The organism is Mycolicibacterium aichiense (assembly GCF_010726245.1).
Taxonomy (GTDB): Bacteria; Actinomycetota; Actinomycetes; order Mycobacteriales; family Mycobacteriaceae; genus Mycobacterium; species Mycobacterium aichiense.
In genome coordinates this window covers 5,227,754-5,252,337 of the sequence record NZ_AP022561.1, presented here as the reverse complement: position 1 = coordinate 5,252,337, position 24,584 = coordinate 5,227,754, and the positions used below count along the sequence as shown (strand labels likewise).

The window sequence follows — 24,584 nt, the reverse complement described above, 5'->3', positions numbered from 1 at the left end:
GCGCTGATGGGCGGAACGATTCAGTCGGTGTGGGGAAGGACGCCGCGGCGGGCGCCTAGCGTTTGAGTTCCTTGAGAGTCCAGGCCGGCACCCAGTGCGTGACTGCCTTGCGTTTGGGCCCGTAGGAGATGTCGTAGGTGACCAGGCCCCACCAATCGCCCTGTTCGCACAGCCCCCAGCAGGACAGCGTGCCCCTGACCACCTTGTGCATCTGCAGTCCGTGCGGGTGGTAGCGGCCGGTGCGGTGTGGTTCGCGCGGGAAGAGCACGGTCAGATCGACCAGCACGGGCTCGGGCGGGGACACCGGCCGGAACGGCGGCCGCAGCGGCTGACCGTTGTAACCGATCGACGTCAGCTCTCCCACTGATCGATCATATGTTCGAATCGGCCGGTGTCCACCCCGGACTTTCAGTCCAGCTGCTCGCCGATCGCCCGTAGTTTCCGGTGCATTCCGCCGTACGGGTCTGCCGGCGGGAGCAGCGCCTTGGCAATCTTGGTCACGGCGCTGTAGTTGACGTCGACCACGTTCGCCAGCGGGGACAGGCACAGCTGGCTGCACAGCTGGTAGGCGTCCATGGTGCTCAGCCCGTACAGCTCTTCGAGCCAGCGCACCATCTCGACCTGGCTGCACCGCCAGGCATCCTCGAGCGGGCGTGCCGAACCCACCGTCACCAACGCGTCGTCGTGTTCGAAGCGCGGCCAGGCCGGCGCACCGCCCTTGATGAGGTCGACCACCAGCGTCACGTTCATCGCCCCTTCCAGGGCCGTCCCGCAGGTCTCGCCTTCGCCTTGGCGGTAGTGCCCGTCGCCCACGGAGAAGAGCGCACCGTCGGTGTTCACGCCCAGGTAGACGGTTGTGCCCGCGCGCAGCTCCGGGGTGTCCATGTTCCCGCCGAAGTAGTCCGGGACCAACGTGGTCCGGACCTCCCGCAGAGCTGGTGCGACGCCGACCGTACCCATCATCGGTGCCAGCGGGATGTCGAGGGTGAAGTCGCTTTCGTGCGCGGTGAAGGTCGCGATACCCCGAGCTCGGTCGATCCGGTAGATCCAGGCCAACTCGGGCAGCGGCGCCTGCAGAGTGGCTGTGCGATCGGTGCCGGTGAGGGCGCCGAAGAGCGGGATCGTCGTCGAGGCAGCCCAGTCCCTGGCCGGCTCGATCGACACGAAGTGCAACGCAAGCGTGTCACCGACCTCCGCTCCGGTGACATAGAACGGCCCGGTCTGGGGGTTGAGCTCTTTGGTGTTGAGCACGCGGCTGGGCTTGTCAGCGCTGGACGTGACCCGCCCGGCAAAGGCGTCCTCGGTCCATAGCCGCATCGCGCTGCCGGGCGAGACCTCCAGCACGGGCTCGGCGCCCCCGAAGGTCCAGACGTATTGATCGCGGGTGGGAGTGAACTCAACGACGCGCATCGACCGTCCTTGGGCTGAGGACGCGGGGCAGCAGCGCCGCGAACACGGTGCCGAGTACCAGCCACATGAGCGCCTGGGTGAGCAGTGAATTGATCCGGAAGTCGGCCAGCAATGCGGCGGGGAAATGATCGGAGACCTCATCGAAGCGGGGCAGTGCAAGTGCGACGGCGCTGACGCTGACCAGGTAGCCCCAGCCGGTGACCGCCACTGCTGACCACGGGCCCAGACGTGCACTGAGCCGCACGGCGACTGCGACGGCGACGATCGCCAGCGCCACTGAAGCCAGCAGAATGACCAGATATGCACTGGTGCGTGCGCCGATGGTCTCTGCCTGACCGACGCCCGGTGGATTCGCCGGGAAGCACAGGGCCGGAACGAGATTGACCGCGACGAAACCGATCGCCGCCAAACCGCTGACCGGCCAACGGAGATCGGTGCGGATTCCACATCGGCCCAGATGTATCGACAGCGTGGCGACCGCAACAGAGAACAGTGCGCCCAGTACGACAGTGAACATCACCGTGCCGACACCGGCGCCGACGTTCTCTTGCAGGGCGCGGCTGAATATCTCGTGTTCCTCGCCGTGGGCGTGTGCCTCTTCGTGGCCGATGGCCTGATCGACGAGCGGGGAGACCAGAATGCGCGCGAAAACGAACGCGGCTATCCCGCCCGCCAGGCCGGCTGTCAGGCCGAGGCCGATGATTCTCTGCATGGCGCGACCTTTCAGTGGCAGGGGAAGCCGAGCAGGTGCCGGGCGTCGTGAACGAACTCATGGATGTGGGTGTCGGAGCCGAATACCGACACCGCACCCTGATCGAATCCGATGAAATAGAACGCGATCAGAGCCAGCACGGTGGTCACCGTCAGCTGTAGGGCCACGCCTGCGGTGTGCGTGTCGGGCAGCTCGAACGCCGCACTGGGCCGTGCGGCGGGCCGTCGAGTAGTCGAAGACATCATGTCCCTCTCGGTAGTTACTTCCAGAATGCAAATATTTCGCTTGCTCTGAATACCCGGCATGGTTCCGACCGGTCAACCGGAAGGGCCTGGTCTCGCAGGGACGAAATCCAGGTTTAACACGGGGCCGGTCATTCGTAAATCCTGTGTTACGCATGGCGGTACGGATTGCGTGACAGTGCCGATGGTGCGCATAGTTCCAAATGAAAGTATTACGACCGTGAACTAATGATTGGAGAGCCGGATATGCACGGTCCACACGACCTGGGTGGGCGCGACGGCATCGGCCCCGTCGCCACTGAATTCCTCGAACCGGGGATCCCGGACTGGCGCTACCCCTTCGAAGGCCGAATGCACGCGGTGACCGCCATGGCGATCGCCAAAGGCGCTTTCAACCTCGACGAACAGCGCCACGGCATCGAATTGATGAAGTGGAGTGAGTATCTCGACTCCACCTACTACGCCCACTGGTTGTTCTCGGTGGAAAAGCTGCTCAACGACAAGGGTTACATCTCCCACGAGGAGATCGACGCACGGATGCAGGAACTGGGCGCTCCGTCGATGACGCCGCATCCGCAGAAGCCGGAAAACCTCTCACCGTTCGCCCTGCAGATGATCGACATCCTGTGGAAAGGGACGCCGCACGACCTGCCAGCCGACGCCCCGCCCCGCTACGGTGTCGGAGACAAGGTGGCGGTGCGCAATCTCAACGAGGTGACCCACAACCGGTTACCCGGCTATCTGAATCGCACCGTGGGCGTTATTGCCAAGCAGTACGGGGCATTTCATGATCCTGCCGACAGTGCGCACAAACAGATCGACACTGCCCATCAGCTCTACATGGTCAAGTTCAGTTCCGTTGACCTGTGGGGTGACGAGGCGGTCGAGGACTTCAACCTGTACGCCGATCTGTTCGAGAACTATCTCGAACCGGCCTGAGATTAGGAGAAATGAGCGAAATGGATTGGCTGTCGTTGTCCGACGTCGAGGCGCGAGTGAACGCACTCGAGTCGCTGATGGTCGAAAAGGGTTTGGCCGAGCATGAGGCCGTCGACGCTGTGGTGGCCTCGTTCGAGAACGATATGGGCCCAGTCAACGGGGCCAAGGTAGTGGCGCGGGCGTGGACCGAACCTGAGTACCGCGAGTGGCTGCTCCGCGACGCCACCGCCGCGATCGCCGATATGGGTTTCACCGGTCTGCAGACCGAACACATGGTGGCAGTGGAGAACACCGATGAACGACACAATGTGGTGGTGTGCACGCTGTGCTCGTGTTATCCATGGACGCTGCTGGGTATCCCGCCGGCCTGGTTCAAGTACCCGCAATACCGGGCCCGCGTGGTCAAAGACCCGCGCGGGGTGCTTGGCGAGTTCGGACTCGAACTGCCCGCCGAGGTCAAGATCGACGTGTGGGACAGCAGCGCCGAGATCCGCTACCTCGTGATCCCTCAGCGTCCCAAGGGCACGGAGACCATGACGGCCGACGAGCTCATCCCGCTGATCAACCGTGATTCGATGGTGGGCACCGCGCTCGCCTCCGTCCCGGGGGAGTGACCCGATGACCGCGACCCTCGATCTGACCGGGTTCGACGACCTCGGCGGCGCAATCGCGCTACCTCGTTCCAACGGTGAGCTGGTGTTCGACGCACCCTGGCAGGGAAGGCTTTTCGGGCTCGTCGTGCACCTCTGCAAGTCCGGGGCCTTCGAGTGGGACGAGTTCAAGGTGCACCTGATCGCGGCGATCGGTGACTCCGGGGTCGACGAGACCTGTGATCCGGAGGTCTACTACCGCCAGTTCGCCGAAGCGTTCTGTCGACTGGCGGCGCAGAAGCAGTTCTTCGACGCCGATCAGTTGGAATTGCGGACCGTCACCGAGGCGCAACGGCTCGCCCACGACGACCACGACCACGACCACGAGCACTGAGGCAGAGGGGATTTCGCAGATGTCGAAAGTTTCTGCGCTGGCGCTGAGCGTGGGGGTGCTCGGAGCGTTGTCGACACTCATGACGGCAACGGTCTGGAAGCTTCCGGTGTGGGTGCTGTTCTTGGCCTGGGCATCGTTCTTCTTCGTGGGAACAGGCGTCTCCGGGCTGTTGAAGTCGGTGGCGTGCAACTGGACCGGTATCGCGATCGCCACTCTCACCCTGCTGTCGGTGCACAACACAACCAGTGCTGTGATGCTGGCCGTCGCGGTGGGAGTGGGCAGCTTCGCCATGGTGCAGGCATCGCGGCTGGCCTGGGTGTCGGCTACTCCGGCGATCGTGTTCGGTTTCGCGATGACGGTCGGAACCATTGCGGCGACGGGAAATTCCATCACCACCGCCGGCGTGTCCAATCCCGCGCTGATCGCGGCGACGACGGCTCTGGTGGGCGCATGTTTTGGTATCGCCTCGGAGTGGGGCGCCGCAGCGCTGGGAATGATCTCGCAGGTTGCGGTCCCGCGGCGCGTGGCGCAGTGAGATACGCTGTCGCGCAGACTAGTTGTCACCGCAGAAGCGATCGAGAGCTGGGAGCGTCGTGCTGACATCGACGAGCAATCTGGACAGCCTTGCCGAAGTCTTCGTCCGGGCCGAGCGCCGGTGGACCGATGCGCTGTGCAACGGGTTGCTGGACGCCGACGTCAACACCATCGAGGGTTGGCGCGTGCTCGGTGCGCTGCGCACCGGTGACGGTTTCACGATGAGCGACATCTCAGCGGCCATGTCCATCCCCCCACCGACACTGACCCGGATCGTGGACAAGCTGGTCGATTCCGGATTGGTACTCCGGCGGGTCGACGCGGCGGATCGCAGGCGGGTATTGGTTCACCTCTCGGCGCGCGGCAAGGCCAAGGTGCGCAAGCTGACCAAGCAGGAGGCCGGGCTCAAGGCTGTGCTGGTCGACGAACTGGGCGAGGACGACGCCGCGCAGTTCATCCACACCCTGGCCCGCGTCGGCGACCTGTTTTCCACCCCGTGAACGGCCGCGCAACGCGGTAGTAACGCGACAGGCCGACGATGGGGCGCGGGTGCGGTCGCGAGACAGCTGGATGGAGGTCGATGGTGCGCCAGACACCGGCGATCAACGTCGCCCTGGTCATCCCCCGCTCGGGATCGGCCGGTATCTATGGCCCGTCGTGCGAAGCGTGCGCCGACCTCGCCATTGCCGACGTCAACGCGACGACCGGTGTCTTGGGCCGGACGGTTCATCTGGTCCCGGTCGACGGCAGCAGGCCGCCGGCGGTGGTTGCCGCCGACATCGCGCGCCTGGTCGACCTCGGCGCGATCGATGCGGTGACCGGCTGGCACATCTCGCCGGTGCGGCAGGCGATCGCCAAGGTGACCGCCGGTCGCGTGCCCTACGTATACGGGCCGCTCTATGAAGGCGGCGAACGCACCGCGGGTCTGTTCCTGACCGGCGAGACACCGTCGCGCCAACTGTTACCCGCGATGGACTGGATGGCCGACCAACACGGCGTCGATCGCTGGATCGTGATCGGAAACGACTACGTCTGGCCCCGGCAGACCGGTGCGGCGGCGGCAGGACATGCGCGCGCCCAAGGCAAGCCCCTGGCGGGCGAGATCTACGTCCCGCTGGGAACCGAGGACTTCTCGGCCACGCTGCGTCACGTCGAGAGCAGCGGCGCGACCGGTGTGGTCCTGTTGCTCGTCGGCCGTGACGGAGTGATGTTCAACCGGCAGTTCGCCGAGGTCGGGCTGGACGCCGCGGTGCCCCGGCTGAGTCCCCACGTCGAAGAGAACATGCTGATGGCCAGCGGCAGCGAGAGCAATCGGGGATTGTTCGCGGCGGCCGGCTATTTCGAAGCGCTGCACACCACCGCCAGCCTGGAGTTCGCCGCGCACTATTACGCCACCTTCGGCCCAGCCGCACCGGCACTCAACAGCATCGGTGAGTCTTGCTACGAGGCGATCACCTTGTTGATCGCGCTGGTGTCGCGGGCTGGTTCCCTGGCGGTGCCTGACCTGACCGCGGCCGCGGTCGGCCTGACGTACATCAGCCCGCGCGGGGAAGTCACGATGCGTGGCAACCAAATGAGCCAGGACGTGTATGTCGCCGAGGCGATCGACCTCGATTTCGAGATCCGGGCGCGCATCTCTGCGGCCTGAACCCAATTTTGGGGTCAAAAGCCTCTTGGATGCTGCCCGAAAAACTCGCTAAAGTTGAGCGGAACAGACTCAACCTTGACGACGTTGAAGAAGGCGACAAGCATTTTGCCGTGCCCTGCCGACTGCGCGTGGGCACGGCCTGACCGAAAGTGAGGTGTCGTGGATTCTTTCAACCCGACAACCAAGACTCAGGCGGCGCTGACCGCCGCGTTGCAGGCCGCCTCGGCCGCCGGCAACCCGGAGATCAGGCCCGCTCATCTGCTGTTGGCGCTGCTCACGCAGGCCGACGGCATCGCTGCGCCGTTGCTCGAGGCTGTCGGTGTCGATCCCGCCACGATCCGCACCGAAGCCCAGCGGCTGGTCGACCGGCTGCCGTCGAGCAGCGGTGCGACCTCGCAGCCCCAGCTCTCGCGGGAGTCGCTGGCGGCGATTACCGCGGCGCAGCAGCTCGCAACAGAGATGGACGACGAATACGTCTCCACCGAACACCTGATGGTCGGCCTGGCGACCGGTGACTCCGATACGGCCAAGCTGCTCACCGGCCACGGGGCCTCCCCGCAGGCGTTGCGGGAGGCGTTCGTGAAGGTCCGCGGGAGCGCCCGAGTCACCAGCCCGGACCCCGAGGCGAGTTATCAGGCGCTGGAGAAGTACTCCACCGATCTGACCGCACGCGCCAGGGAGGGCAAGCTCGACCCGGTCATCGGCCGGGACACCGAGATTCGGCGCGTCATCCAGGTGCTGAGCCGGCGTACCAAGAACAACCCGGTTCTGATCGGTGAGCCGGGCGTCGGTAAGACCGCGATCGTCGAGGGCCTGGCCCAGCGAGTCGTGGCCGGTGACGTGCCGGAAAGCCTGCGCGACAAGACGGTCATCTCCCTGGACCTGGGGTCGATGGTGGCCGGGGCCAAGTATCGCGGTGAATTCGAGGAGCGGCTCAAGGCCGTGCTCGACGACATCAAGAACTCGGCCGGGCAGATCATCACGTTCATCGACGAGCTGCACACCATCGTCGGCGCCGGCGCCACCGGCGAAGGCGCGATGGACGCGGGCAACATGATCAAGCCGATGCTGGCCCGTGGCGAGCTGCGGCTGGTCGGTGCGACGACCCTCGACGAGTACCGCAAGTACATCGAGAAGGACGCCGCCCTGGAGCGCCGCTTCCAGCAGGTGCTGGTCGGCGAACCGTCGGTCGACGACACCGTCGGCATCCTGCGCGGGCTCAAGGACCGCTACGAGGTCCACCACGGCGTGCGGATCACCGACTCGGCGCTGGTGGCCGCGGCCACCCTCTCCGACCGCTACATCACCTCGCGCTTCCTGCCCGACAAAGCCATCGACCTGGTCGACGAGGCCGCGTCTCGGTTGCGTATGGAGATCGACTCGCGCCCTGTCGAGATCGACGAGGTCGAGCGGATCGTCCGCCGCCTCGAGATCGAGGAGATGGCGCTGGCCAAAGAAACAGACGCAGCGTCCGTCGATCGCCTCGACAAGCTGCGCGCCGAATTGGCCGACAAGAAGGAGCAATTGGCCGAGCTGACCACCCGGTGGCAGAACGAGAAGAACGCGATCGACGTCGTGCGCGATTTCACCGAGCAGCTCGACAAGCTGCGCGGTGAGGCCGACCGGGCCGAGCGCGACGGCGATCTGGCCAAGGCCGCCGAACTCCGCTACGGCCGCATCCCCGAGATCGAGAAGAAGCTCGACGCGGCGCTGCCGGTGGCCGAAGCACGCGAGAACGTGATGCTCAAGGAAGAGGTCGGACCCGACGACATCGCCGACGTGGTGTCGGCGTGGACCGGTATCCCGGCAGGCCGGATGCTCGAGGGCGAGACCGCCAAGCTGCTTCGGATGGAGTCCGAGCTGGGCAAGCGTGTCGTCGGGCAGGTCAAGGCCGTGCAGGCCGTCTCCGATGCGGTGCGCCGCACCAGGGCCGGAGTGGCCGACCCGAATCGCCCGACGGGCTCGTTCATGTTCCTCGGGCCGACCGGTGTCGGTAAGACCGAACTCGCAAAGGCGTTGGCGGAGTTCCTGTTCGATGATGAGCGGGCGATGATCCGCATCGACATGAGCGAGTACGGCGAGAAGCACTCCGTCGCCAGGCTTGTCGGTGCACCTCCCGGGTACATCGGCTACGACCAGGGCGGTCAGCTGACCGAAGCGGTGCGCAGGCGGCCGTACTCGGTGGTGCTGTTCGACGAGGTCGAGAAGGCGCATCCGGACGTGTTCGACGTCCTGCTCGCCGTGCTCGACGAGGGCAGGCTGACCGATGGTCAGGGCCGCACGGTCGACTTCCGCAACACCATCCTGGTGCTGACCAGCAACCTCGGCGCCGGCGGCACCGAGGAGCAGGTGATGGCGGCGGTGCGCTCGGCGTTCAAGCCCGAGTTCATCAACCGGCTCGACGACGTGATCGTCTTCGACGCCTTGCAGCCCGACGAGTTGGTGTCGATCGTCGACATCCAGCTGGCTCAGCTACAGAAGCGCCTTAGCCAGCGGCGTCTCACCCTCGAGGTGTCGTTGCCCGCCAAGCAGTGGCTTGCCGAGCGCGGATTCGATCCGCTCTACGGTGCCCGGCCGCTGCGCCGCCTGATCCAGCAGGCGATCGGTGACCAGCTGGCCAAGCTGTTGCTCGCCGGTGAGGTGCATGACGGCGACGTCGTGCCGGTCAACGTCAGCCCGGATGGCGAATCGCTCATCCTCGGCTGAGAGTGACGTAACGGGCCCCCGCACTTCGGTGCGGGGGCCTTTTGCGTCAGGCGTCCGGCATGCCCAGCGCGGCGAGTGCGCCGGTGACCGTCGCATCCCGTAGCCGCCGCGGTGAACTGTCCGGGAATTGAAGACAGCAGTCCTGCAGACCGCCGAACGCGATGACGCCGCGGGCCGACTGCTCCAGCGTGGGGCGAGAACCGAACACCAACCGGCACAGCCGCTCTCGCCATGCCAGCAGCGTGTCGATCAATCCGAGGTCGGCCAGCGTGGTCAGCTCGGTCACCACCAGCATCAGGTCGGCCCGGTGCCGGTAGTGGAAGTCGAAGTAGCCCTCGAGCAGTTCGCGAGGCGTGGCGCGGGCGGCCGGCGCGCGCTTCTCCTGCTCGGTGACGAAGCGCTCGCCCTCGTCGATCAGCGGCTGCAGAATGCTGCGGACCAGGTCCTCGCGGGACTTGAAGTGGTAGTAGAGCGCCGGCTTGGTGATGCCGAGCCGGTCGGCGATGTCTTGCAGGCTGGTGCGTTGCACACCCTTCTGGCCGAACAACTCCCGGGCGACATCCTGGATCCGTTCTCGGGTTCCTGACGCGGGCCTACTCACGTAACCACCCTAACTGACCGATTGTTAAGTAAGCTCGCAGCCGATATGCTTACCGACCGTTAAGTAAGTGAAGTGGAGGTAGCCATGCGCGTACTCGTATCAGGTGCCAGCATCGCCGGACCTGTCCTGGCGTACTGGCTCAGTCGTCGCGGCTTCGACGTCACCGTCGTCGAACGCGCTGCGGCACTGCGTAAGACGGGCGGCCACGCGGTCGACCTGTTTCGGCCCGCGATGGAGATCTCCGAACGCATGGGGGTGATCGACGAGGTCCGGGAGCGCGCGACCGGCACCACCCGGATGATCCTGCAACGCACCAACGGACGTCGGCCGGTCGACGTGGACTACCTGAAACTCGTCGGCGTCATCTCGGACCGGCACGTCGAGATCATGCGTGACGACCTGAGTCAGATCTACTATGACGCCGGTCGTGACGATGCCGAGTATCTGTTCGGTGATCAGATCACCGCGATCGCCGACGACGGCACCGTCGACTTCGCCCACGCCGGGCAACGTCGCTACGACATCGTTGTCGGCGCAGACGGACTGCATTCCGGTGTGCGCCAACTCGTCTTCGGTCCCGACACGGGCCGCAGCCGATTCCTCGGCGGCTACCTGGCCGTGCTGTCGGTGCCGAAAAGCCTTGCGCGCGATGGTGAAATGACGAACTTTCTCGACACTGGCCGGTGGGCGATGATCTACACGGCCGATCACCTCGACGATGCCCGAGCGGTGTTTCTGTTTCGCCCCGAACAACCGCTGGACTATCACCATCGCGACGACGCGCGGCAGCGAGTGCTGTTGCGCGCCGCGTTCGCCGGCCTCAACCCGACCGTCGATCGCTGGCTCGCCGAACTCGACGGTCCGGGCTCGTTCTACTTCGACTCGATCACCCAACTGGAGCTGACCAGCTGGTCGCGCGGCCGGGTCACCCTGGTCGGCGACGCCGGGTACTGTCCCGGACCCGCCGTGGGCGGCAGCACCAGCCTGGCGGTGCTCGGTGCCTACGTGCTGGCCGGTGAACTCGAGCGGGCCGGGGGCGACCACGTCGCGGCCTTCGCCGCGTACGAGGCGGTGATGGCCGACCCGGTACGGCACAGCCGCGCGTTCGCGCGCACGGTGGCCAAGAGTCTGGTGCCGCGTTCGGAATTCGGGGTCTGGGCGCTGGTCGCCGCCGGCCGCACTCTGGACGCGCTCCCGGCCGGTCTGACCAGGGCCGTGGCCAAGCTCAACACGAGCGGCGTCCGGTTGTACGACGCCATGGGCTACCCCGACTATCCGGTGCCCGCCTCCACCGGGGGTTGACGGTGCCGACCTGACGGCACCCACCGCAGCCCCGCCAATCCGGCGGCCGGGCGCGCGGACGTGTTCGAACCCGCCGGGGCGACCGGGCCGTAATAGCTCTGTGACCTGCTGGAGTTCTCGCTTCCGGGCAGTGAGCAGATACGCTAGGCCTAATGGTTCCGTTCTGGTTCACGCTGTCCGCGCTCTGCTTCGTGGGTGCGGCGGTGCTGTTGTACGTCGACATCGGCCGTCGACGTGGTCTGGGCCGCCGCCGTAAGTCCTGGGCGCGGTCGCACGGGTTCGACTTCGAACCCGAGTCCGCCGAGATCATCGACCGCTGGAAGCGCGGGGTGATGTCCACCGTCGGCGATGTCACCGCCCGCAACGTGGTGCTCGGGCAGATCCGCGGCGAAGCCGTGTACATCTTCGACCTCGAAGATGTAGCCACCGTGATCGCGCTGCACCGCAAGGTCGGCACCAACGTGGTGATGGATCTGCGCCTCAAGGGCATCGCCGAGCCGCGGGAGAGCGACGTCTGGCTGCTGGGCGCCATCGGCCCGCGGATGGTGTATTCGACCAACCTCGACGCCGCCCGCCGGGCCTGCGATCGCCGGATGGTGACGTTCGCGCACACCGCGCCGGACTGCGCCGAGATCATGTGGAACGAGCAGAACTGGACGCTGGTCTCCATGCCGATCTCGTCCACTCGGGCCCAGTGGGATGAAGGCCTGCGCACCGTGCGGCAGTTCAACGACCTGCTGCGGGTGCTGCCCCCGACCGTGCAGCCGGCGCTGACCCAATCCGCCGGGCGGCGCAATGCCTCCCCGGGCCGCCCGCTGGCCCCTGCGGGCCGCCGGGAACTGCCGCCGGGACACGTCGACGCTCCGCCCCCGCTGCGCCCGCAGCAGCCGCGCAGTGTCGGCCAGCCTGGCACTCAGGCTCCCAACTACCAGCGCTGACCCGGTAGGGTCGCGGCGTGCCCCGTCCTGTCGCCCTGATCACCGGCCCCACCGCGGGCCTCGGTGCGGGATACGCCCGTCGCTTCGCGCGGGACGGCTACGACCTCGTACTGGTCGCCCGCTCCGTGGACCGACTCTCCGACCTCGCCGCCGAGGTGAGGGCCGCCCACGGTGTCGATGTCGAGGTACTGCCCGCCGATCTCACTGAAGCCGCCGACCGCGCCCGAGTCGCCGAAAGGCTGGCCGCCGGGGTGCAGGTGCTGGTGAACAACGCCGGGTTCGGCACGTCTGGCGAATTCTGGACCGCCGACCCCACCCAGCTACAGGCCCAGCTCGATGTCAACGTCACCGCCGTCATGCACTTCACCCGTGCGGCCCTGCCGTCGATGATCGAGGCCGGGTCGGGAACCGTGATCAACATCGCCAGTGTCGCCGGGCTGCTGTCCGGGCGCGGGTCCACCTACTCGGCGTCGAAGGCCTGGGTGGTGTCGTTCACCGAAGGGCTCGCCAACGGTATCGCCGGCACCGGTGTGAGTATCCACGCCGTCTGCCCGGGATTCGTGCACACCGAATTCCATGAGCGGGCCGGCATCGACATGAAGTCGATCCCGAACATCTTGTGGCTCGACGTCGATGACGTTGTCGCCGAAAGCCTGGCCGACGTGGCCAAGGGCAAGGTCATCAGCATTCCCGGCCTGCAGTACAAGGTACTGACTTCGGTGGGCCGGCTGGTTCCGCGAGGCCTGGTCCGCGCAGTCAACAACACGATGGGAAGAGGCCGTGGGCGCACCTGAACTCAACGCCACCGAACGCGCCGAACTCGCCGACCTGGTCCGCCGGCTGTCTGTGGTGTTCGGCCGGGTGACCCTGTCATCGGGCAAGGAGGCCGACTACTACGTCGACTTGCGACGCGCCACCTTGCATCACCGGGCCGCCCCGCTGATCGGTCGGCTGATGCGAGAACTGACCGCGGACTGGGATTACGCCGCTGTGGGCGGGCTGACCATGGGTGCCGACCCGGTCGCCGGCGCGGTCATGCACGCACCGGGGCGTCCGATCGACGCATTCGTGGTGCGCAAAGCGGTGAAGAGCCATGGGATGCAACGCCTGATCGAAGGCGCGGAGGTCTCGGGCAAGCGAGTCCTGGTGGTCGAGGACACCAGCACCACCGGCGGCTCGGCGCTGACCGCCGTGCAGAGTGTGCGCGAGGCGGGTGGGACCGTCGTGGGTGTTGCGACGGTGGTTGACCGGGCAACCGGGGCGGCTGAGGCGATCGAGGCCGAAGGGGTGCCCTACCGAAGCCTGCTGGGTCTGGCCGACCTGGGCCTGCCGACCACCTGATACCCGAAGGTGAAAAACGACGAGGAGCCCATCGAGGCTTCGGAATGGCAGTGGGATGACGTCGTCGACGTGATCTGCGCCGGCGCTGGTCCCGGCGCGCTCGCCCACGCGATCTGCTGCGCCGACCAGGATCTGGACGTCGAAATCGCTGATGCTGAGATCCCTTGGCAGGCAACGGACCCGGACATCGCGGCCTATCTGGAAGCGATGACCGAAGACCTCGGGCTGACCGGTACGCCGGCCCGGGATCTCGAGCTCACGGCGGTTCGGGCTCAGGCGGTGCCGATCAGGACCGATCGCCGCGCCACGATCGAACCATTCTTCGGCTCTCGTTTGCGCGATTGGTCGGTGCGCTGTCTCGCCTCGCCGTTCGGGGTGATCTACAGCCAGGTGCCCGACATCATGACGCCGATGCGCGCCGACTCCGCCGAGACCGTCCGAGTCGCGGTGCTCGGCGACTACCAGCCCGATGCGGACCGCCCCGGCCTTGCGCTGGCCGAGTGGCTGCGTGGACAGGCCGACGCGCGCGACATCTACGGTGCCCGCGGTACGGTGTTGCAGCGGTTGATCTTTGAGCACGGTCGCATCGCGGGTGCAGAATTGGCCACGCCGGAACGGACGCGACTGGTGCGTGCGACCGCGGGCGTGGCACTGTCGATCGGACAGTTGCCCGCCGAGACCGACTGGCCTGTCCACACTGAACTTGCCGACGGTGCACAGGTCGCCGTGGTGAGTCGCACAGCCAGTCGATTCGGCCGCGTCGAGCTGCTGTACAGCGTCTGAATCAGGTCCGGATCGGTACGGAAAAGTCCACGGGGATAACTCGTTTGGCGAACAGCTCGGCCATGGCATCGCTGGGGATGGGCCGGGACAGCAGGAAGCCCTGAGCGCGGTGGCAGCCGTGCTGGAGAAGGGTCATTGCCGCGGTCGGTGACTCCACACCCTCGGCCACCAATTCGAGGTTGAACGCCTCGGCCAGTGCGATGATCGCTCGGACGATCGCCAGGTCTTCCGGGTTGGTGCCCAGTTCGAGGACGAAGCCCTTGTCGATCTTGAGAGTGTCCACCGGAAGCGATTTCAGATGGGTGAGCACGCTGTAGCCGGTGCCGAAGTCGTCGATGGCGATGCGCACACCGACCTCTTTGAGCCCGGCCAGTGTGATGCGGGTGGTTTCGATGTCCTGCACCACAACGCTTTCGGTGATCTCCAGGCACACCGACTTACCGTCGAGGCCGAACTCGGCGATCGTCTCGGCGACCGACTGGACGAATCCGTCCGCGACCAGCTGCACAGGGGACACGTTGATCCGGATGACCGCGTCCTCGGCGATGCCGCTGGCCTGCCAGCGACTGAACTCCTCGCATGCGGTGCGCATCACCCAGCGGCCCAATTCGCCTGCCAGGTTGATGGATTCGGCGACGTGGATGAACGAGTCGGGCAGCAGTAGACCGCGGGTCGGGTGCTGCCAGCGGACCAGCGCCTCGGTCGCCAGGATCTCCCCGGTGCGCATGTCGACCTCGGGTAGGTAGTGCAGGATCAGCGACCCGGTGTCGATCACGTTCTGCAGGTGCAACTCGATGTCGTTGCGGAATTCGCTTCTCAGCGACATCTCGTCGGTGAAGACGGCGATCTTGTTGCCGCCGGCGTTCTTGGCGTTGAGCACTGCCTGGTCGGCGCGGCGCAGCAGGTCCGAGGTGGTGTCCCGACCCGGAACCCCCAATGCCACACCGGCACTGACGGTGCGGGTCAACGTCTCGCCGCCGATCGTCACCCTGTCGCGCAACGCATCCTGTAGCCGGTGGGCCAGTGCCTCGGCGGCGTCGGCGTCCACCGAACCGGCCGGCACGATCACGAACTCGTCGCCGCCGAGACGGGCGATCACGTCGCCGTCGCCGGTCTCCTCGCGCAACCGCTCGGCGAACGCCTGGATGAACCAGTCGCCGGCATGGTGCCCCAGATAGTCGTTGATCGCCTTGAGCCGGTCGAGGTCGAGGAACAGCACCGACACCGGGCCCGCCTCCTCAGGCCGCAACCGTTCATCGATGTGGGCCAGCAATGCCCGCCGGTTGTAGAGCCCGGTCAAGTCGTCGTGCTCGGCGAGGTAGCGCAGCTGATCTTCGGCGACCACTCGTGCCTGCACCTGGGCGAACAAGGAGGCAATTGCCTTGAGCGCGTTGGTCTCCTCGGGCGTCCAATCCTTGATACCGATCTTGATGAATCCCAGGCACCCGGTGGTGATCTCACCCGACAGCAACGGTACTGACGCCAGCGAGGGCAGGGTCACACCGCTGGCCTCCTGGACCCGGCGCTGGTAGTCCTCGGCATCGTCGGGGGCTGGCTCGGGTGAGAAGAAAACGGGCTCCTTCGCGTTCTCCGCAGCCGCGAAAATCGGGTCGGCGCCGTCGAAATACACGACCCCGAGGGGATCGGGATCCGGCACGTCCGGGCGCGGCGGCCACTCAGCAACCAGCACGGTGGCGCGGATCGAGTGGTCGTTGTACCGCAGGAAACTGAAATCGACACCGAATGACGCCACCAAGTCCGCGAGTACGTCCTGGCTGACCTGAGCCGACGTCGCAGATGTGGCCGCCATCAGCTTGGCGGCCACATTCGTGACGAGGGTGTCGAGGCTCATTCCCCGAGTGTCCCCCTATTAGCTGCGCGACGGCTACTACGCAGCGACGGCCTTGGTGCGTGGCTGAACCGCAGCACCAGCGCCTGAGCCTCGCTCGCCGCGGTCTGAGTCAGTGAACGGAACCGGCGTTGGAGGTCGCGCAACTGCGGGACGTATTCGGCGGCCAGTTCCGCCAGGTCCTGGTCGTCATGGGCGTAGAGGAATACCGGCGAGACCGGCTGGACGCCCAAGCCGAGCCGTTGGGCAGCGACCCACACCGCCTCGACGGCGGCGCCGCCGCGGGCATAGTCGGTCAGAGCGCTTCCTGTGAACGTCACAACGCCGAGCGCCGAGCTGGACAGCACTCGCTCGGTCACATCCTGTCCGAGTGCCTCACCCGCATCCCATTGCGCCAGGCGGGCCATCACGTCACCGCGGCGCAGGACATCCAGCGTGGCGAGGTCGGAGGGGGCCAGTTCGAGGGTGCGGACGTCGAGACCGTCGGAGGTGTCGTCGCCAGGCCAGCGCACTTCGGAGATCATCTCGGCGTGCAGACGTGACTGCAGATAGCGAATCCGATCGGTGGCCGCCAGAACGGCGGCGGCCTCTTCGATGTCGGGACGCTCGGTCAGCAGCCGAAGCGTGCCGCCCTCGGACTCTGCAGCGGCCTGGAGATCGGCGACGATCGCCGGCGCCAACTGCGTCGGGGCGCCACGGTGGCGGTTCGTCTCCCGCTCCAGCATCGGCTGGTAGAGCGCCGCCAGGGTGTCGTCGCGGCCTGCCGCCAGTCGAACGACCGCACGCAGCGGTGCGTTCCCGTCGTCGCCCTCGGTGATGTCGACCGGCCCCAGTGTGCCGAGTGCCGAGGCGGCGACCCGGGCGTTGAAGGTCGCGGCCCCGACCGCGACAGCGCTGCCCCGGTATGCGACGTCCATCGTCGAGGTGTACTTCGGGTCCAGCTCGACGGTCACCGAGTCATTGTGCGACACGATGTTCCACGGCTGCATGTTTCCCCCGGACGGTGCGCTGCGTGCCGCCGCCGCGACGGTGTCCGCGGGCGTGCTGTCGGCTGGTCCTATCGGGGCGGCGGGCGCGGGCGGGGGTGTCTCGGGCCGCCGCGTGGGTTCTTCCAAGTTGTCCAGTGAGTGAGACACGTCGATGCGCGCCCGGCCCGACGGCAGTCGTTCGCGGAGGCCGATCCTGCGCACGGCCTCGGCTATCGTCGCCGCGCCGACAGCTATGTCGCCGGCGACCTGGGGCCAGGTGGACAGGGTGCGGCCGACTTCGACCAGTGAGGCCGCGCCACGCGCGGAGAGCCGGCCAGCGTCGATGATGCTGAGTACGTGCGGCACTTTGTCGGTACTGCTCAGGCCGGCGAGTTCGGCAGCACCGATGGCGCCGAGCAGGCCGTGCAGGATCGGCCGGTCCGGCTCGAGGTCGTAGCGTTCGACGTCGATCAGGCCGCGGTCGCTGCTGGCCATCAGGACCGGGACGCGACGGGCACGAGCCGCCTCCCGGATTGCCACCTTGATGTCCAGGGAATCGCATTCCTCGACAGCGATGTCCAGTCCGTCGAGGAAACCGCCCATCGTGTCCATGGTCAGGCCGTCGGTCAGCACCCGCACCCGGAGGTAGGGGTCGAGTTCGGCGATCCGTCGGGCAGCGACGATCGCCTTGTTCACGCCGATGTCGAACACGGTGGCGGGAACCCGGTTGAGGTTGGACAGTTCCAGACTGTCGAAGTCGGCCAGTCGCAGCTCGCCACACAAGCCTTGGGCGGCAAGGGTGTGCGCGATCGCGTGGCCCACCGATAACCCGACCACTCCGACGGTGATGGTGGCCAGGCGCTGCTGTTCGGCGAGCGTGATCATGTTGCGGTTACGGTCCAGCCGCAGGCGGCGAAACGCTTGCGGGCCCGGCACCGCCACCACTGATCGCCGCCAGGGATAGTGCGCCCAGCGCATCGGTTCGGAGAACAGCTCAGGTTCCACCGTGGGCCGAAGCGACTGCAGTGCGGCGGTGAATTCCGAAGAGCCATCGATGAATTCGGTGCGCGCGTCAGCACGCAGCCTCGCCAGGATGGGTTCGTCGTGGGGATCGTTGTCGAGCAGAATCCGCGCGGTGTACGCGTCTGCGCCGGTGCCGGCGGAGACGTCGAAACTCACATGCCGCTCCCGTACTGCATGCCGAAGCCGCTGAACTCGTCCGAAAGCGTGGCCAGCATGCGCATCTCCTTGACGATTTTGGCCAACTGCCCCGGCTCGGCGTGATTGGCGAACGTGCGCCTATCCCACCACATCATCTTCGTGCGGTAGCGATCGCTCGGGTAAGCCGCCGCGGGGATCTTGGTGGCCACTACGCCACCGGAGGTGCTCCACCGGTCCAAGACGTGCGCGGCGGCTGTCGCCAGGATGAACTGGGCCCCGAGCAGAGTCATCGTGGGGAAGGCGGTGCGAGCGAACGTCCGGGTGAGCTCGCCGCTGCGGGCCGGGTCGTCACTGACCCAGGCTGACTTCATCTCCACCACGCCGAAGGGCAGGCGGTCGGTGATCATCTTGCGGACGGCGTCCTGGCCGGGCTGACCGTCCCATTCGACGATCGCGTGCGATTCGTCGGCCAGGAGGTATGGCCCCTTGGCCCGCAGCCCGCCGAGCATTTTTCCGTTGTCGTCGAGCGCGGTGTAGAACAGGGTGGTGTCGCGGCCGTCCCGGAACGAGTCGATGTCCAGGGCCGCCTCGACTCCGTGCTTTGCATAACTATTCAGCGCTCCCTGCAGGTAGTCCTCCCATAGCTCGGGTTCGCTGTCCGGTTGGGCCAGCACGATGGTGCAGCCGGTATCTTCGTCGCGCCAGCTAATGGTTTCGGGCAGGCTGTAGAGCTTTTGTTCCGGAAAGGCCAGCACGGAGGCGTTCATCATTTCCCATCTTTTGAGGGGCCTGCGGTGGGGGGTTCCGCAGCGGTTACCGAGGTGGAACAAGGGTTATTTATTCGAACTTGCAAATATCAGTATCTCGCCGAAACGTGCCAAGACTCCAGCCGTTAGCCGGAAAAGCGCTGGTTACCGGGGGGTAGCCGACAAGATCCGTAGTGCACCCTCACCGAAGCAACGGCTTGCGTGAACACCTGTGCGCACAGAATTCCTGGTCAAGGGCGGCGCACCTGCCAACGGGGCTGGAGACCCTGGACTCCATATCGGCCGAGACCGATCCGTTATTACCGGTGGTGTTGGGGGCGCATGGTATGTGCCGAGGGCGATCTGGAGGGCAAAAAGGGCCTTGGGTGACCTGTATCGCACCTCTGTCGGCACAGTGTCGGGCCGCCGCGGCGGGGCGGAGAATCGCCGCCCTCGGCACCGCAATTCCGGCTGTGACATGGCCGATCTGTGCAGCCGCATGCCCAGATTCCGCCAGCAAATCGAGCTATACCCTCGCCGGGGCAAAGATCGGTGAATCGCCGGCACTGGGGGACCGGAACGTCAAAGTTGCTGAATCCTCCTGGAATGACGAATTCGCGCTTGTCGGCATCGACGCAGGGCCCGATGCCGACGGCCCTGAACCTGGCTGCGCGGCCTATGGTGCTTGCGTGCTGATCCAGCCGAACGCCTCACCTGATGCGGTGTTGTGGGTCGTCCATGACTGACCCCGGTCCCACCGAATGGAGTACCGGCGCCCCCGGCGTCGGGCCTTGGGTGGGTAACCTGCCCGACGATCCCCGCTACGACCCAGACCTGTTGCGCGAAGGCGATACACGCAATGTCGTCGACGCCTACCGGTACTGGACGCGGGAAGCGATCATCGCCGACATCGATCGGCGAAGGCATCCGTTGCACATCGCGATCGAGAATTTCGGGAACGACGCGAACATCGGCGCGGTGGTCCGCACGGCCAACGCATTCGCTGTCGACACCGTGCACATCGTCGGCCGGCGGCGGTGGAATCGCCGTGGCGCGATGGTCACCGACCGCTACCAACGGCTGGCTCATCACGAGAACACCGAGGATCTGTTGGCCTTCGCCACCGATGCGGGACTGACGGTGGTCGCTGTCGACAACGTCGCGGGCGCGGTGCCGCTGGAAACCACTGTCCTGCCCCGGGACTGCGTGCTGGTGTTCGGGCAGGAGGGGCCGGGAATCTCCGACGCCGCCCGGAGGGGCGCGGCGGTCACCGTGTCAATCGCACAATTCGGGTCGACGCGCAGCGTCAACGCCGCCGTAGCGGCAGGCATCGCAATGCACGCCTGGATCAGGCAATGGGCCGACCTGTCACAGGCCTGGTAGGGCAGGATTAGGGCATGCACCAGCTGTGGGCGAACCGCGCTGCCAGTGCCGAAACAGCGATCGCGAAGCGACACCTGCGCCGGCTCTGGGGACTGCCCGGAACCCAACTCGGCGTCGTCGCCTGGCCGTCCACCCGCCGGGATCGGCTGTTCGGGACCTGGCACTACTGGTGGCAGGCCCACCTGCTCGACTGTCTGGTCGATGCGCAGTTACGCGACCCGCAGCCGCACCGGCTCGGCGAGATCAAGCGTCAGATCCGCGGGCACCGGCTGCGCAACAACGGCCGCTGGACCAACAGCTATTACGACGACATGGCCTGGCTGGCCTTGGCGCTCGAACGCGCCGACCGGGTGGCAGGGGTGGGGCGACCGCGGGCCCTGAAGACGTTGTGTGACCAGTTCATCACCTCCTGGGTGCCCGAAGACGGCGGCGGAATCCCTTGGCGCAAGCAGGATCAGTTCTTCAATGCTCCCGCCAACGGACCGGCCGGGATCTTCCTGGCCCGTTATGACGATCGGCTGCGCCGCGCCCAGCAGATGGCCGACTGGATCGACGAGACCTTGATCGACCCCGAGACCCATCTTGTGTTCGACGGCATCAAGGCGGGCTCGCTGGTGCGGGCCCAGTACACCTATTGCCAGGGCGTGGTGCTGGGACTGGAGACCGAGCTTGCCGCCCGCACGCACGACGACCGGCATGCGGAACGGGTGCGACGGCTGGTCGCGGCGATAGCCGAGCACATGGCGACCGATGGAATCCTGAACGGGACCGGCGGCGGCGACGGCGGGCTGTTCGCCGGGATCACCGCACGCTACCTCGCGCTCACCGCGACGGCCCTGCCTGGTGACGCGACGGCGGACACCCGCGAGAGCGCCCGCGCGCTCGTACTGGCGTCGGCGCAGGCGGCCTGGGACAACCGCCAAAGCGTCGACGGCATGCCGTTGTTCGGCCCCGCCTGGGGCAGCATCGCCGAGATCCCCACCGTCGGCGGCGGACAGGCACAGTTCGTCGAAGGCGCGGTGAACTCGTCGCAGACACCCGAGCGCGACCTGTCGGTGCAGCTGTCGGGTTGGATGTTGATGGAGGCGGCGCATACGGTGACAGCGTGAGAGGTAGCCGGTTGGGTCGCGACCCGACAGCGAAACGCTTTGGCGAGAACGCCGCCGCGGCACTTCTGCTGACATTCACCCTCGCGGCCATCTTGTGGGCGAATTCGCCCTGGGCGCACACCTATTCCGAGTTCTGGGAAACGCACGTCGGGCTGAGCTTCGGAAACCTGCACGGCGAGTTGACCGTCAAGGAGCTCGTCAACGACGCGTTGATGGCGTTCTTCTTCTTCATCGTCGGCCTGGAGGTCAAGGCCCAGTTCACCATCGGCGAACTCACCGAGCGCTCACGTGCCCTGGTGCCGGTGGTCGCGGCGATCGCCGGGCTGACGATGCCTGCGGTGATCTTCCTGCTGCTCAACCCCTCTGGCGAGGATGCCAGTGCATGGGGAGTCGTCATCTCGACCGATACCGCGTTCCTGGTTGGGGCGCTGGCCATCATTGCGCCCAAATATCCGGCGCGGCTGCGGACGTTCCTTTTGACGTTGGCGGTCGTCGATGACGTGGGTGCACTGGCCGCCATCGCGCTGTTCTACTCCGAACAGATCCGGATCGTGCCGCTGGTGGTCGCCGTCGCGCTCGTGCTTGCGCTGGTCGGCGTTCGCTACCTGCCGGCCGCCCTGCGTGGGGTGTCGTATTCGATTCTGGCCGTTGCTCTGTGGCTGGCCCTGTTCGCCGGCGGGGTGCACCCCACCCTCGCCGGTGTGGTGGTGGCTCTGGTGATCCCGGTGTTCACCCCCGAACGCCAGCGCGTGGAGGCCGCCGTCGACGTGATCCGGGCATTTCGCCAGTCACCGAATTCGGAGTACGCCCGCGCCGCCACCCGCAGTCTGCGCGATTCGATTTCGATCAACGAACGGCTGGTCACCGGTTTCGGGCCGTACGTCTCCTTCGGCGTGCTGCCGTTGTTCGCGCTGGCCAATGCCGGTGTGCGACTGGACGCCGACACCGTGTTGGCGGCCGTGCGCTCGCCACTGACCTGGGGCGTGGTGGCCGGCCTGGTGCTCGGCAAGCTGATCGGCATCACCGGGGCAACCTGGATCGTGCAGCGCACCGGACTCGGGCGGCTGTCTCCGGGCTTGACGTTGCGACGCGTCGCCGGTGGCGCGGCGCTGTCCGGTATCGGCTTCACCATCTCGCTGTTCATCGTCGACCTGGCGATCACCAATCCGCGTTCAGCCGACCTGGCCCGCGTCGGTGTCCTGGCGGCGTCGGTGATCGCATTCACGTTGGGATGGGCTGTCTTCCGGCTCACCGATAAGCTCAGCCCGCCGGTTCCGGTCGGCCACAAGCTGGTCCGTGACGTCGACCCGGAACGCGACCACATCCGCGGGCGAGTGGACGCGCCGCTGACCCTGGTCGAATACGGCGACTTCGAGTGCCCGTTCTGCAGCCGCGCCACCGGCTCGATCGACGAAGTCCGCGAGTACTTCGGTGACCAACTGCGTTATGTGTGGCGGCATCTACCGCTGGAGCGGGTGCATCCGCGCGCCATGGACGCTGCCCGAGCCAGCGAGGCCGCCGCCCTGCAGGGCAAGTTCTTCGACCTTGCGGTGCAGATGTTCGAGTTCCAGGACCACCTGGAATGGCAGCACATCTACCGTTACGCCGACCAAGTCGGTTGTGACATCGCTCAATTCGATGACGACCTGCATTCATCGCGGGTATTGCACCGGGTCGACGACGACGCGCAGGACGCCGAGCTGATGGATCTCAACTCAACACCGACGTTCTTCGTCAACGGTGTTCGGCACAAGGGGCCGTGGGATGCGGCCAGCCTGATCCGCGCGCTGGAGGCCGGCCGGCCCACTGAGGCGGCCGAACGCTAGACCGGAATCGTTGTGCCGGTTTCTTTTTCGGCGAACTGCACCACTCGGGCGGCCGCGTCGTAATCACACGCGCCGGGGGAGCGGCCGATCAGTGCCGGCTCGCCGCGCAATCCCAGCCGGGCGCTGGCCCCGACGTAGCTGCCCGGGGGGATCGGCTCGCTGATGCAGTACAGCGTCGGTGCCGCGCCCTGGTCGATGTCGTTGCCGAATCGGTCGGCCACCCCTTTGGCCACCTTGTGCGCCAACGACATCAACGGTGAATCGGATGTCTGGGTCAGGTTGGAGGCCACCCAGCCGGGATGCACCAGTTGGGTGACGACGCCGGAGTCGGCGGCCCGCAGTCGGCGGTCGAGCTCCAGGCCCCACAGCATCATGACGAGCTTCGAATGGGTGTAGGCACCCATCGACGTCCACTTGCTGTGGCGCAGGTGCATGTCGTCGAGGCGAAGAGTCGCTTGGCGGTGGCCGTCGGAAGAGACGTTGATGATCTGCGAACGTACCCGGGCGAACAACAGGTTCGTCAGCGCGAACGGACCCAGCACGTTGGTGCCCAAGGTGGTCTCGAAACCGTCGACGGTCTCGTGACGCTTGTCGGTCAGCGCGCCGGCGTTGTTGATGAGGATGTCGACGTCGCCGTCGAGCCGGTCGGTGAAGCCGCGGACCGAGGCGAGATCGGCCAGGTTCAGCTCGATCACCTCCGTCGATCCGGCGATCTCGGCGGCGCGCTGCTCGCCGAGGGCGGTGTTGCGCACGGCCATGATCACATGTGCGCCTGCGTGGGCCAGAGCTCGCGTCGTGCCCAGCCCCACACCGTTGGTCGCGCCTGTCACGATGATTCGCTTACCGCTGAGATTGCCGAGCCGGGCCGGCGACCACTGAGTCACGCGGGCGAGCATAGCGGCAATTCTGGACAAACAAGCCCATCTAAGCAATTGCTCTGCGATCATCGGCTTGACATGAGCGACAGTGCGCAAGCGATCACCAACCTCATCTACGTCTATGCCGAACTGATCGATGCCGGCGACCTCGACGGCGTCGCGGACCTGTTCGCGCACGGGCGTATCTGCGGTGTGGAGAACGGGCCGCCCGAGACGGTCTTCGAGGGCCGGGACCGGGTGCGCGGCATGTACGAGATGGCCACCCGCCTCTATGAGGACGGGACGCCCAAGACCAAGCACAACACCAGCAACGTGCAGCTGTACATCGACGACGAAGCCGGAACCGCACGCAGCAGGTCCTACTACTGCGTCACCCAGGCCACTCCTGAGCTGCCGTTGCAGGTCATCGTCACCGGGCACTATCACGACACCTTCCATCGGATCGACGGCCAGTGGTGGTTCGACTCGCGCACCATGTTCGTCGACCAGGTCGGCGACGTGAGCCAGCACCTGAAGTTCTGAGC

The 24,584-nt window shown here is 66.3% G+C and carries 26 protein-coding genes; 17 read left to right on the top strand and 9 right to left on the bottom strand.

The window, feature by feature from the left end:
- Positions 1–55: 55 nt before the first annotated feature.
- Genes G6N32_RS25355 through G6N32_RS25340 form a run of 4 tightly spaced genes read right to left on the bottom strand, consistent with a single transcriptional unit; the run spans position 56 to position 2,364 of the window.
- Positions 56–364: a hypothetical protein gene (locus G6N32_RS25355; RefSeq protein WP_115318380.1), complete on the bottom strand. Its 309-nt coding sequence runs from the start codon at positions 362–364 to the stop codon at positions 56–58.
- Positions 365–408: 44 nt separating this feature from the next.
- Entirely contained in the window at positions 409–1,410 is a 1,002-nt protein-coding gene (locus G6N32_RS25350) for an acetamidase/formamidase family protein (RefSeq protein WP_115318381.1), read from the bottom strand.
- The gene (locus tag G6N32_RS25345; protein WP_115318382.1) at positions 1,397–2,122 is read right to left on the bottom strand and encodes a CbtA family protein; all 726 of its coding nucleotides are present in this window, start codon (positions 2,120–2,122) and stop codon (positions 1,397–1,399) included. Before G6N32_RS25345 ends, G6N32_RS25350 begins: the two co-directional genes overlap by 14 nt.
- An 11-nt stretch (positions 2,123–2,133) precedes the next feature.
- Positions 2,134–2,364, bottom strand: coding sequence for a CbtB domain-containing protein (locus tag G6N32_RS25340; RefSeq protein WP_115319026.1), 231 nt, complete (start codon positions 2,362–2,364; stop codon positions 2,134–2,136).
- A gap of 246 nt (positions 2,365–2,610) precedes the next feature.
- Between G6N32_RS25340 and nthB the strand changes: the two genes are divergently transcribed.
- From nthB to clpB, 7 genes are all read left to right on the top strand, one after another.
- A complete protein-coding gene (nthB, locus tag G6N32_RS25335) occupies positions 2,611–3,303 on the top strand; it encodes a nitrile hydratase subunit beta (RefSeq protein ID WP_115318383.1) in 693 nt (230 codons plus the stop codon).
- Between the two features lie 20 nt (positions 3,304–3,323).
- Entirely contained in the window at positions 3,324–3,917 is a 594-nt protein-coding gene (gene nthA, locus G6N32_RS25330; RefSeq protein WP_115318384.1) for a nitrile hydratase subunit alpha, read from the top strand.
- A 4-nt stretch (positions 3,918–3,921) separates the two neighbouring features.
- Positions 3,922–4,287 carry a nitrile hydratase accessory protein gene (locus G6N32_RS25325; RefSeq protein WP_115318385.1) on the top strand — a complete coding sequence of 122 codons (366 nt, stop codon included), beginning with the start codon at positions 3,922–3,924 and terminating at the stop codon, positions 4,285–4,287.
- Between the two features lie 19 nt (positions 4,288–4,306).
- The gene (locus tag G6N32_RS25320) at positions 4,307–4,822 is read left to right on the top strand and encodes a DUF1097 domain-containing protein (protein ID WP_115318386.1); all 516 of its coding nucleotides are present in this window, start codon (positions 4,307–4,309) and stop codon (positions 4,820–4,822) included.
- Between the two features lie 58 nt (positions 4,823–4,880).
- Entirely contained in the window at positions 4,881–5,321 is a 441-nt protein-coding gene (locus G6N32_RS25315; RefSeq protein ID WP_232077330.1) for a MarR family winged helix-turn-helix transcriptional regulator, read from the top strand.
- A gap of 80 nt (positions 5,322–5,401) precedes the next feature.
- A complete protein-coding gene (locus tag G6N32_RS25310; RefSeq protein ID WP_115318388.1) occupies positions 5,402–6,469 on the top strand; it encodes a substrate-binding domain-containing protein in 1,068 nt (355 codons plus the stop codon).
- A 159-nt stretch (positions 6,470–6,628) separates the two neighbouring features.
- Positions 6,629–9,175, top strand: coding sequence for an ATP-dependent chaperone ClpB (gene clpB, locus G6N32_RS25305; RefSeq protein WP_115318389.1), 2,547 nt, complete (start codon positions 6,629–6,631; stop codon positions 9,173–9,175).
- A 46-nt stretch (positions 9,176–9,221) separates the two neighbouring features.
- Here clpB and G6N32_RS25300 read toward each other — a convergent pair whose 3' ends face one another.
- The gene (locus G6N32_RS25300) at positions 9,222–9,776 is read right to left on the bottom strand and encodes a TetR/AcrR family transcriptional regulator (protein WP_115318390.1); all 555 of its coding nucleotides are present in this window, start codon (positions 9,774–9,776) and stop codon (positions 9,222–9,224) included.
- An 84-nt stretch (positions 9,777–9,860) separates the two neighbouring features.
- Between G6N32_RS25300 and G6N32_RS25295 the strand changes: the two genes are divergently transcribed.
- The 5 genes from G6N32_RS25295 to G6N32_RS25275 all read left to right on the top strand — a co-directional run bounded on the left by G6N32_RS25295 (position 9,861) and on the right by G6N32_RS25275 (position 14,140).
- Complete coding sequence (locus G6N32_RS25295) at positions 9,861–11,078, top strand: FAD-dependent monooxygenase (protein WP_115318391.1); 1,218 nt, start codon at positions 9,861–9,863, stop codon at positions 11,076–11,078.
- A 152-nt stretch (positions 11,079–11,230) separates the two neighbouring features.
- Complete coding sequence (gene ttfA / locus G6N32_RS25290; RefSeq protein WP_115318392.1) at positions 11,231–12,016, top strand: trehalose monomycolate transport factor TtfA; 786 nt, start codon at positions 11,231–11,233, stop codon at positions 12,014–12,016.
- 17 nt (positions 12,017–12,033) lie between these two features.
- Entirely contained in the window at positions 12,034–12,810 is a 777-nt protein-coding gene (locus G6N32_RS25285) for an SDR family NAD(P)-dependent oxidoreductase (protein ID WP_115318393.1), read from the top strand.
- Positions 12,797–13,357 carry an orotate phosphoribosyltransferase gene (gene pyrE, locus G6N32_RS25280; protein ID WP_115318394.1) on the top strand — a complete coding sequence of 187 codons (561 nt, stop codon included), beginning with the start codon at positions 12,797–12,799 and terminating at the stop codon, positions 13,355–13,357. The genes G6N32_RS25285 and pyrE overlap by 14 nt, the downstream gene beginning before the upstream one ends.
- Positions 13,358–13,366: 9 nt before the next feature.
- Positions 13,367–14,140 (top strand): hypothetical protein, encoded by a 774-nt coding sequence (locus G6N32_RS25275; protein ID WP_115318395.1) that lies wholly within the window; start codon positions 13,367–13,369, stop codon positions 14,138–14,140.
- Between the two features lies 1 nt (position 14,141).
- On the opposite strand, the gene G6N32_RS25270 is transcribed toward G6N32_RS25275, so the two are convergent.
- The 3 genes from G6N32_RS25270 to G6N32_RS25260 are packed head-to-tail and all read right to left on the bottom strand — an operon-like array spanning position 14,142 to position 18,888.
- Positions 14,142–15,992, bottom strand: a complete 1,851-nt coding sequence (locus tag G6N32_RS25270; RefSeq protein WP_115318396.1) for a putative bifunctional diguanylate cyclase/phosphodiesterase — start codon at positions 15,990–15,992, stop codon at positions 14,142–14,144.
- Complete coding sequence (locus G6N32_RS25265; RefSeq protein WP_115318397.1) at positions 15,989–18,136, bottom strand: Rv1355c family protein; 2,148 nt, start codon at positions 18,134–18,136, stop codon at positions 15,989–15,991. Before G6N32_RS25265 ends, G6N32_RS25270 begins: the two co-directional genes overlap by 4 nt.
- Complete coding sequence (locus G6N32_RS25260) at positions 18,133–18,888, bottom strand: hypothetical protein (protein ID WP_115318398.1); 756 nt, start codon at positions 18,886–18,888, stop codon at positions 18,133–18,135. Before G6N32_RS25260 ends, G6N32_RS25265 begins: the two co-directional genes overlap by 4 nt.
- 449 nt (positions 18,889–19,337) lie before the next feature.
- Between G6N32_RS25260 and G6N32_RS25255 the strand changes: the two genes are divergently transcribed.
- Genes G6N32_RS25255 through nhaA form a run of 4 tightly spaced genes read left to right on the top strand, consistent with a single transcriptional unit; the run spans position 19,338 to position 23,182 of the window.
- Positions 19,338–19,610 (top strand): hypothetical protein, encoded by a 273-nt coding sequence (locus G6N32_RS25255; RefSeq protein WP_115318399.1) that lies wholly within the window; start codon positions 19,338–19,340, stop codon positions 19,608–19,610.
- On the top strand, positions 19,603–20,247 hold the full coding sequence (locus tag G6N32_RS25250) for a TrmH family RNA methyltransferase (protein WP_115318400.1): 645 nt from the start codon (positions 19,603–19,605) through the stop codon (positions 20,245–20,247). The genes G6N32_RS25255 and G6N32_RS25250 overlap by 8 nt, the downstream gene beginning before the upstream one ends.
- A 14-nt stretch (positions 20,248–20,261) precedes the next feature.
- Positions 20,262–21,356 carry a glycoside hydrolase family 76 protein gene (locus G6N32_RS25245; protein WP_115318401.1) on the top strand — a complete coding sequence of 365 codons (1,095 nt, stop codon included), beginning with the start codon at positions 20,262–20,264 and terminating at the stop codon, positions 21,354–21,356.
- Complete coding sequence (gene nhaA / locus G6N32_RS25240; RefSeq protein WP_115318402.1) at positions 21,353–23,182, top strand: Na+/H+ antiporter NhaA; 1,830 nt, start codon at positions 21,353–21,355, stop codon at positions 23,180–23,182. Before G6N32_RS25245 ends, nhaA begins: the two co-directional genes overlap by 4 nt.
- Here nhaA and G6N32_RS25235 read toward each other — a convergent pair.
- On the bottom strand, positions 23,179–24,078 hold the full coding sequence (locus G6N32_RS25235) for an SDR family NAD(P)-dependent oxidoreductase (protein WP_115318403.1): 900 nt from the start codon (positions 24,076–24,078) through the stop codon (positions 23,179–23,181). The two genes, nhaA and G6N32_RS25235, sit on opposite strands and share 4 nt — an antisense overlap.
- Positions 24,079–24,138: 60 nt before the next feature.
- Between G6N32_RS25235 and G6N32_RS25230 the strand changes: the two genes are divergently transcribed.
- Positions 24,139–24,582 (top strand): nuclear transport factor 2 family protein, encoded by a 444-nt coding sequence (locus G6N32_RS25230; RefSeq protein WP_115318404.1) that lies wholly within the window; start codon positions 24,139–24,141, stop codon positions 24,580–24,582.
- The last annotated feature ends 2 nt before the right edge of the window (positions 24,583–24,584 follow it).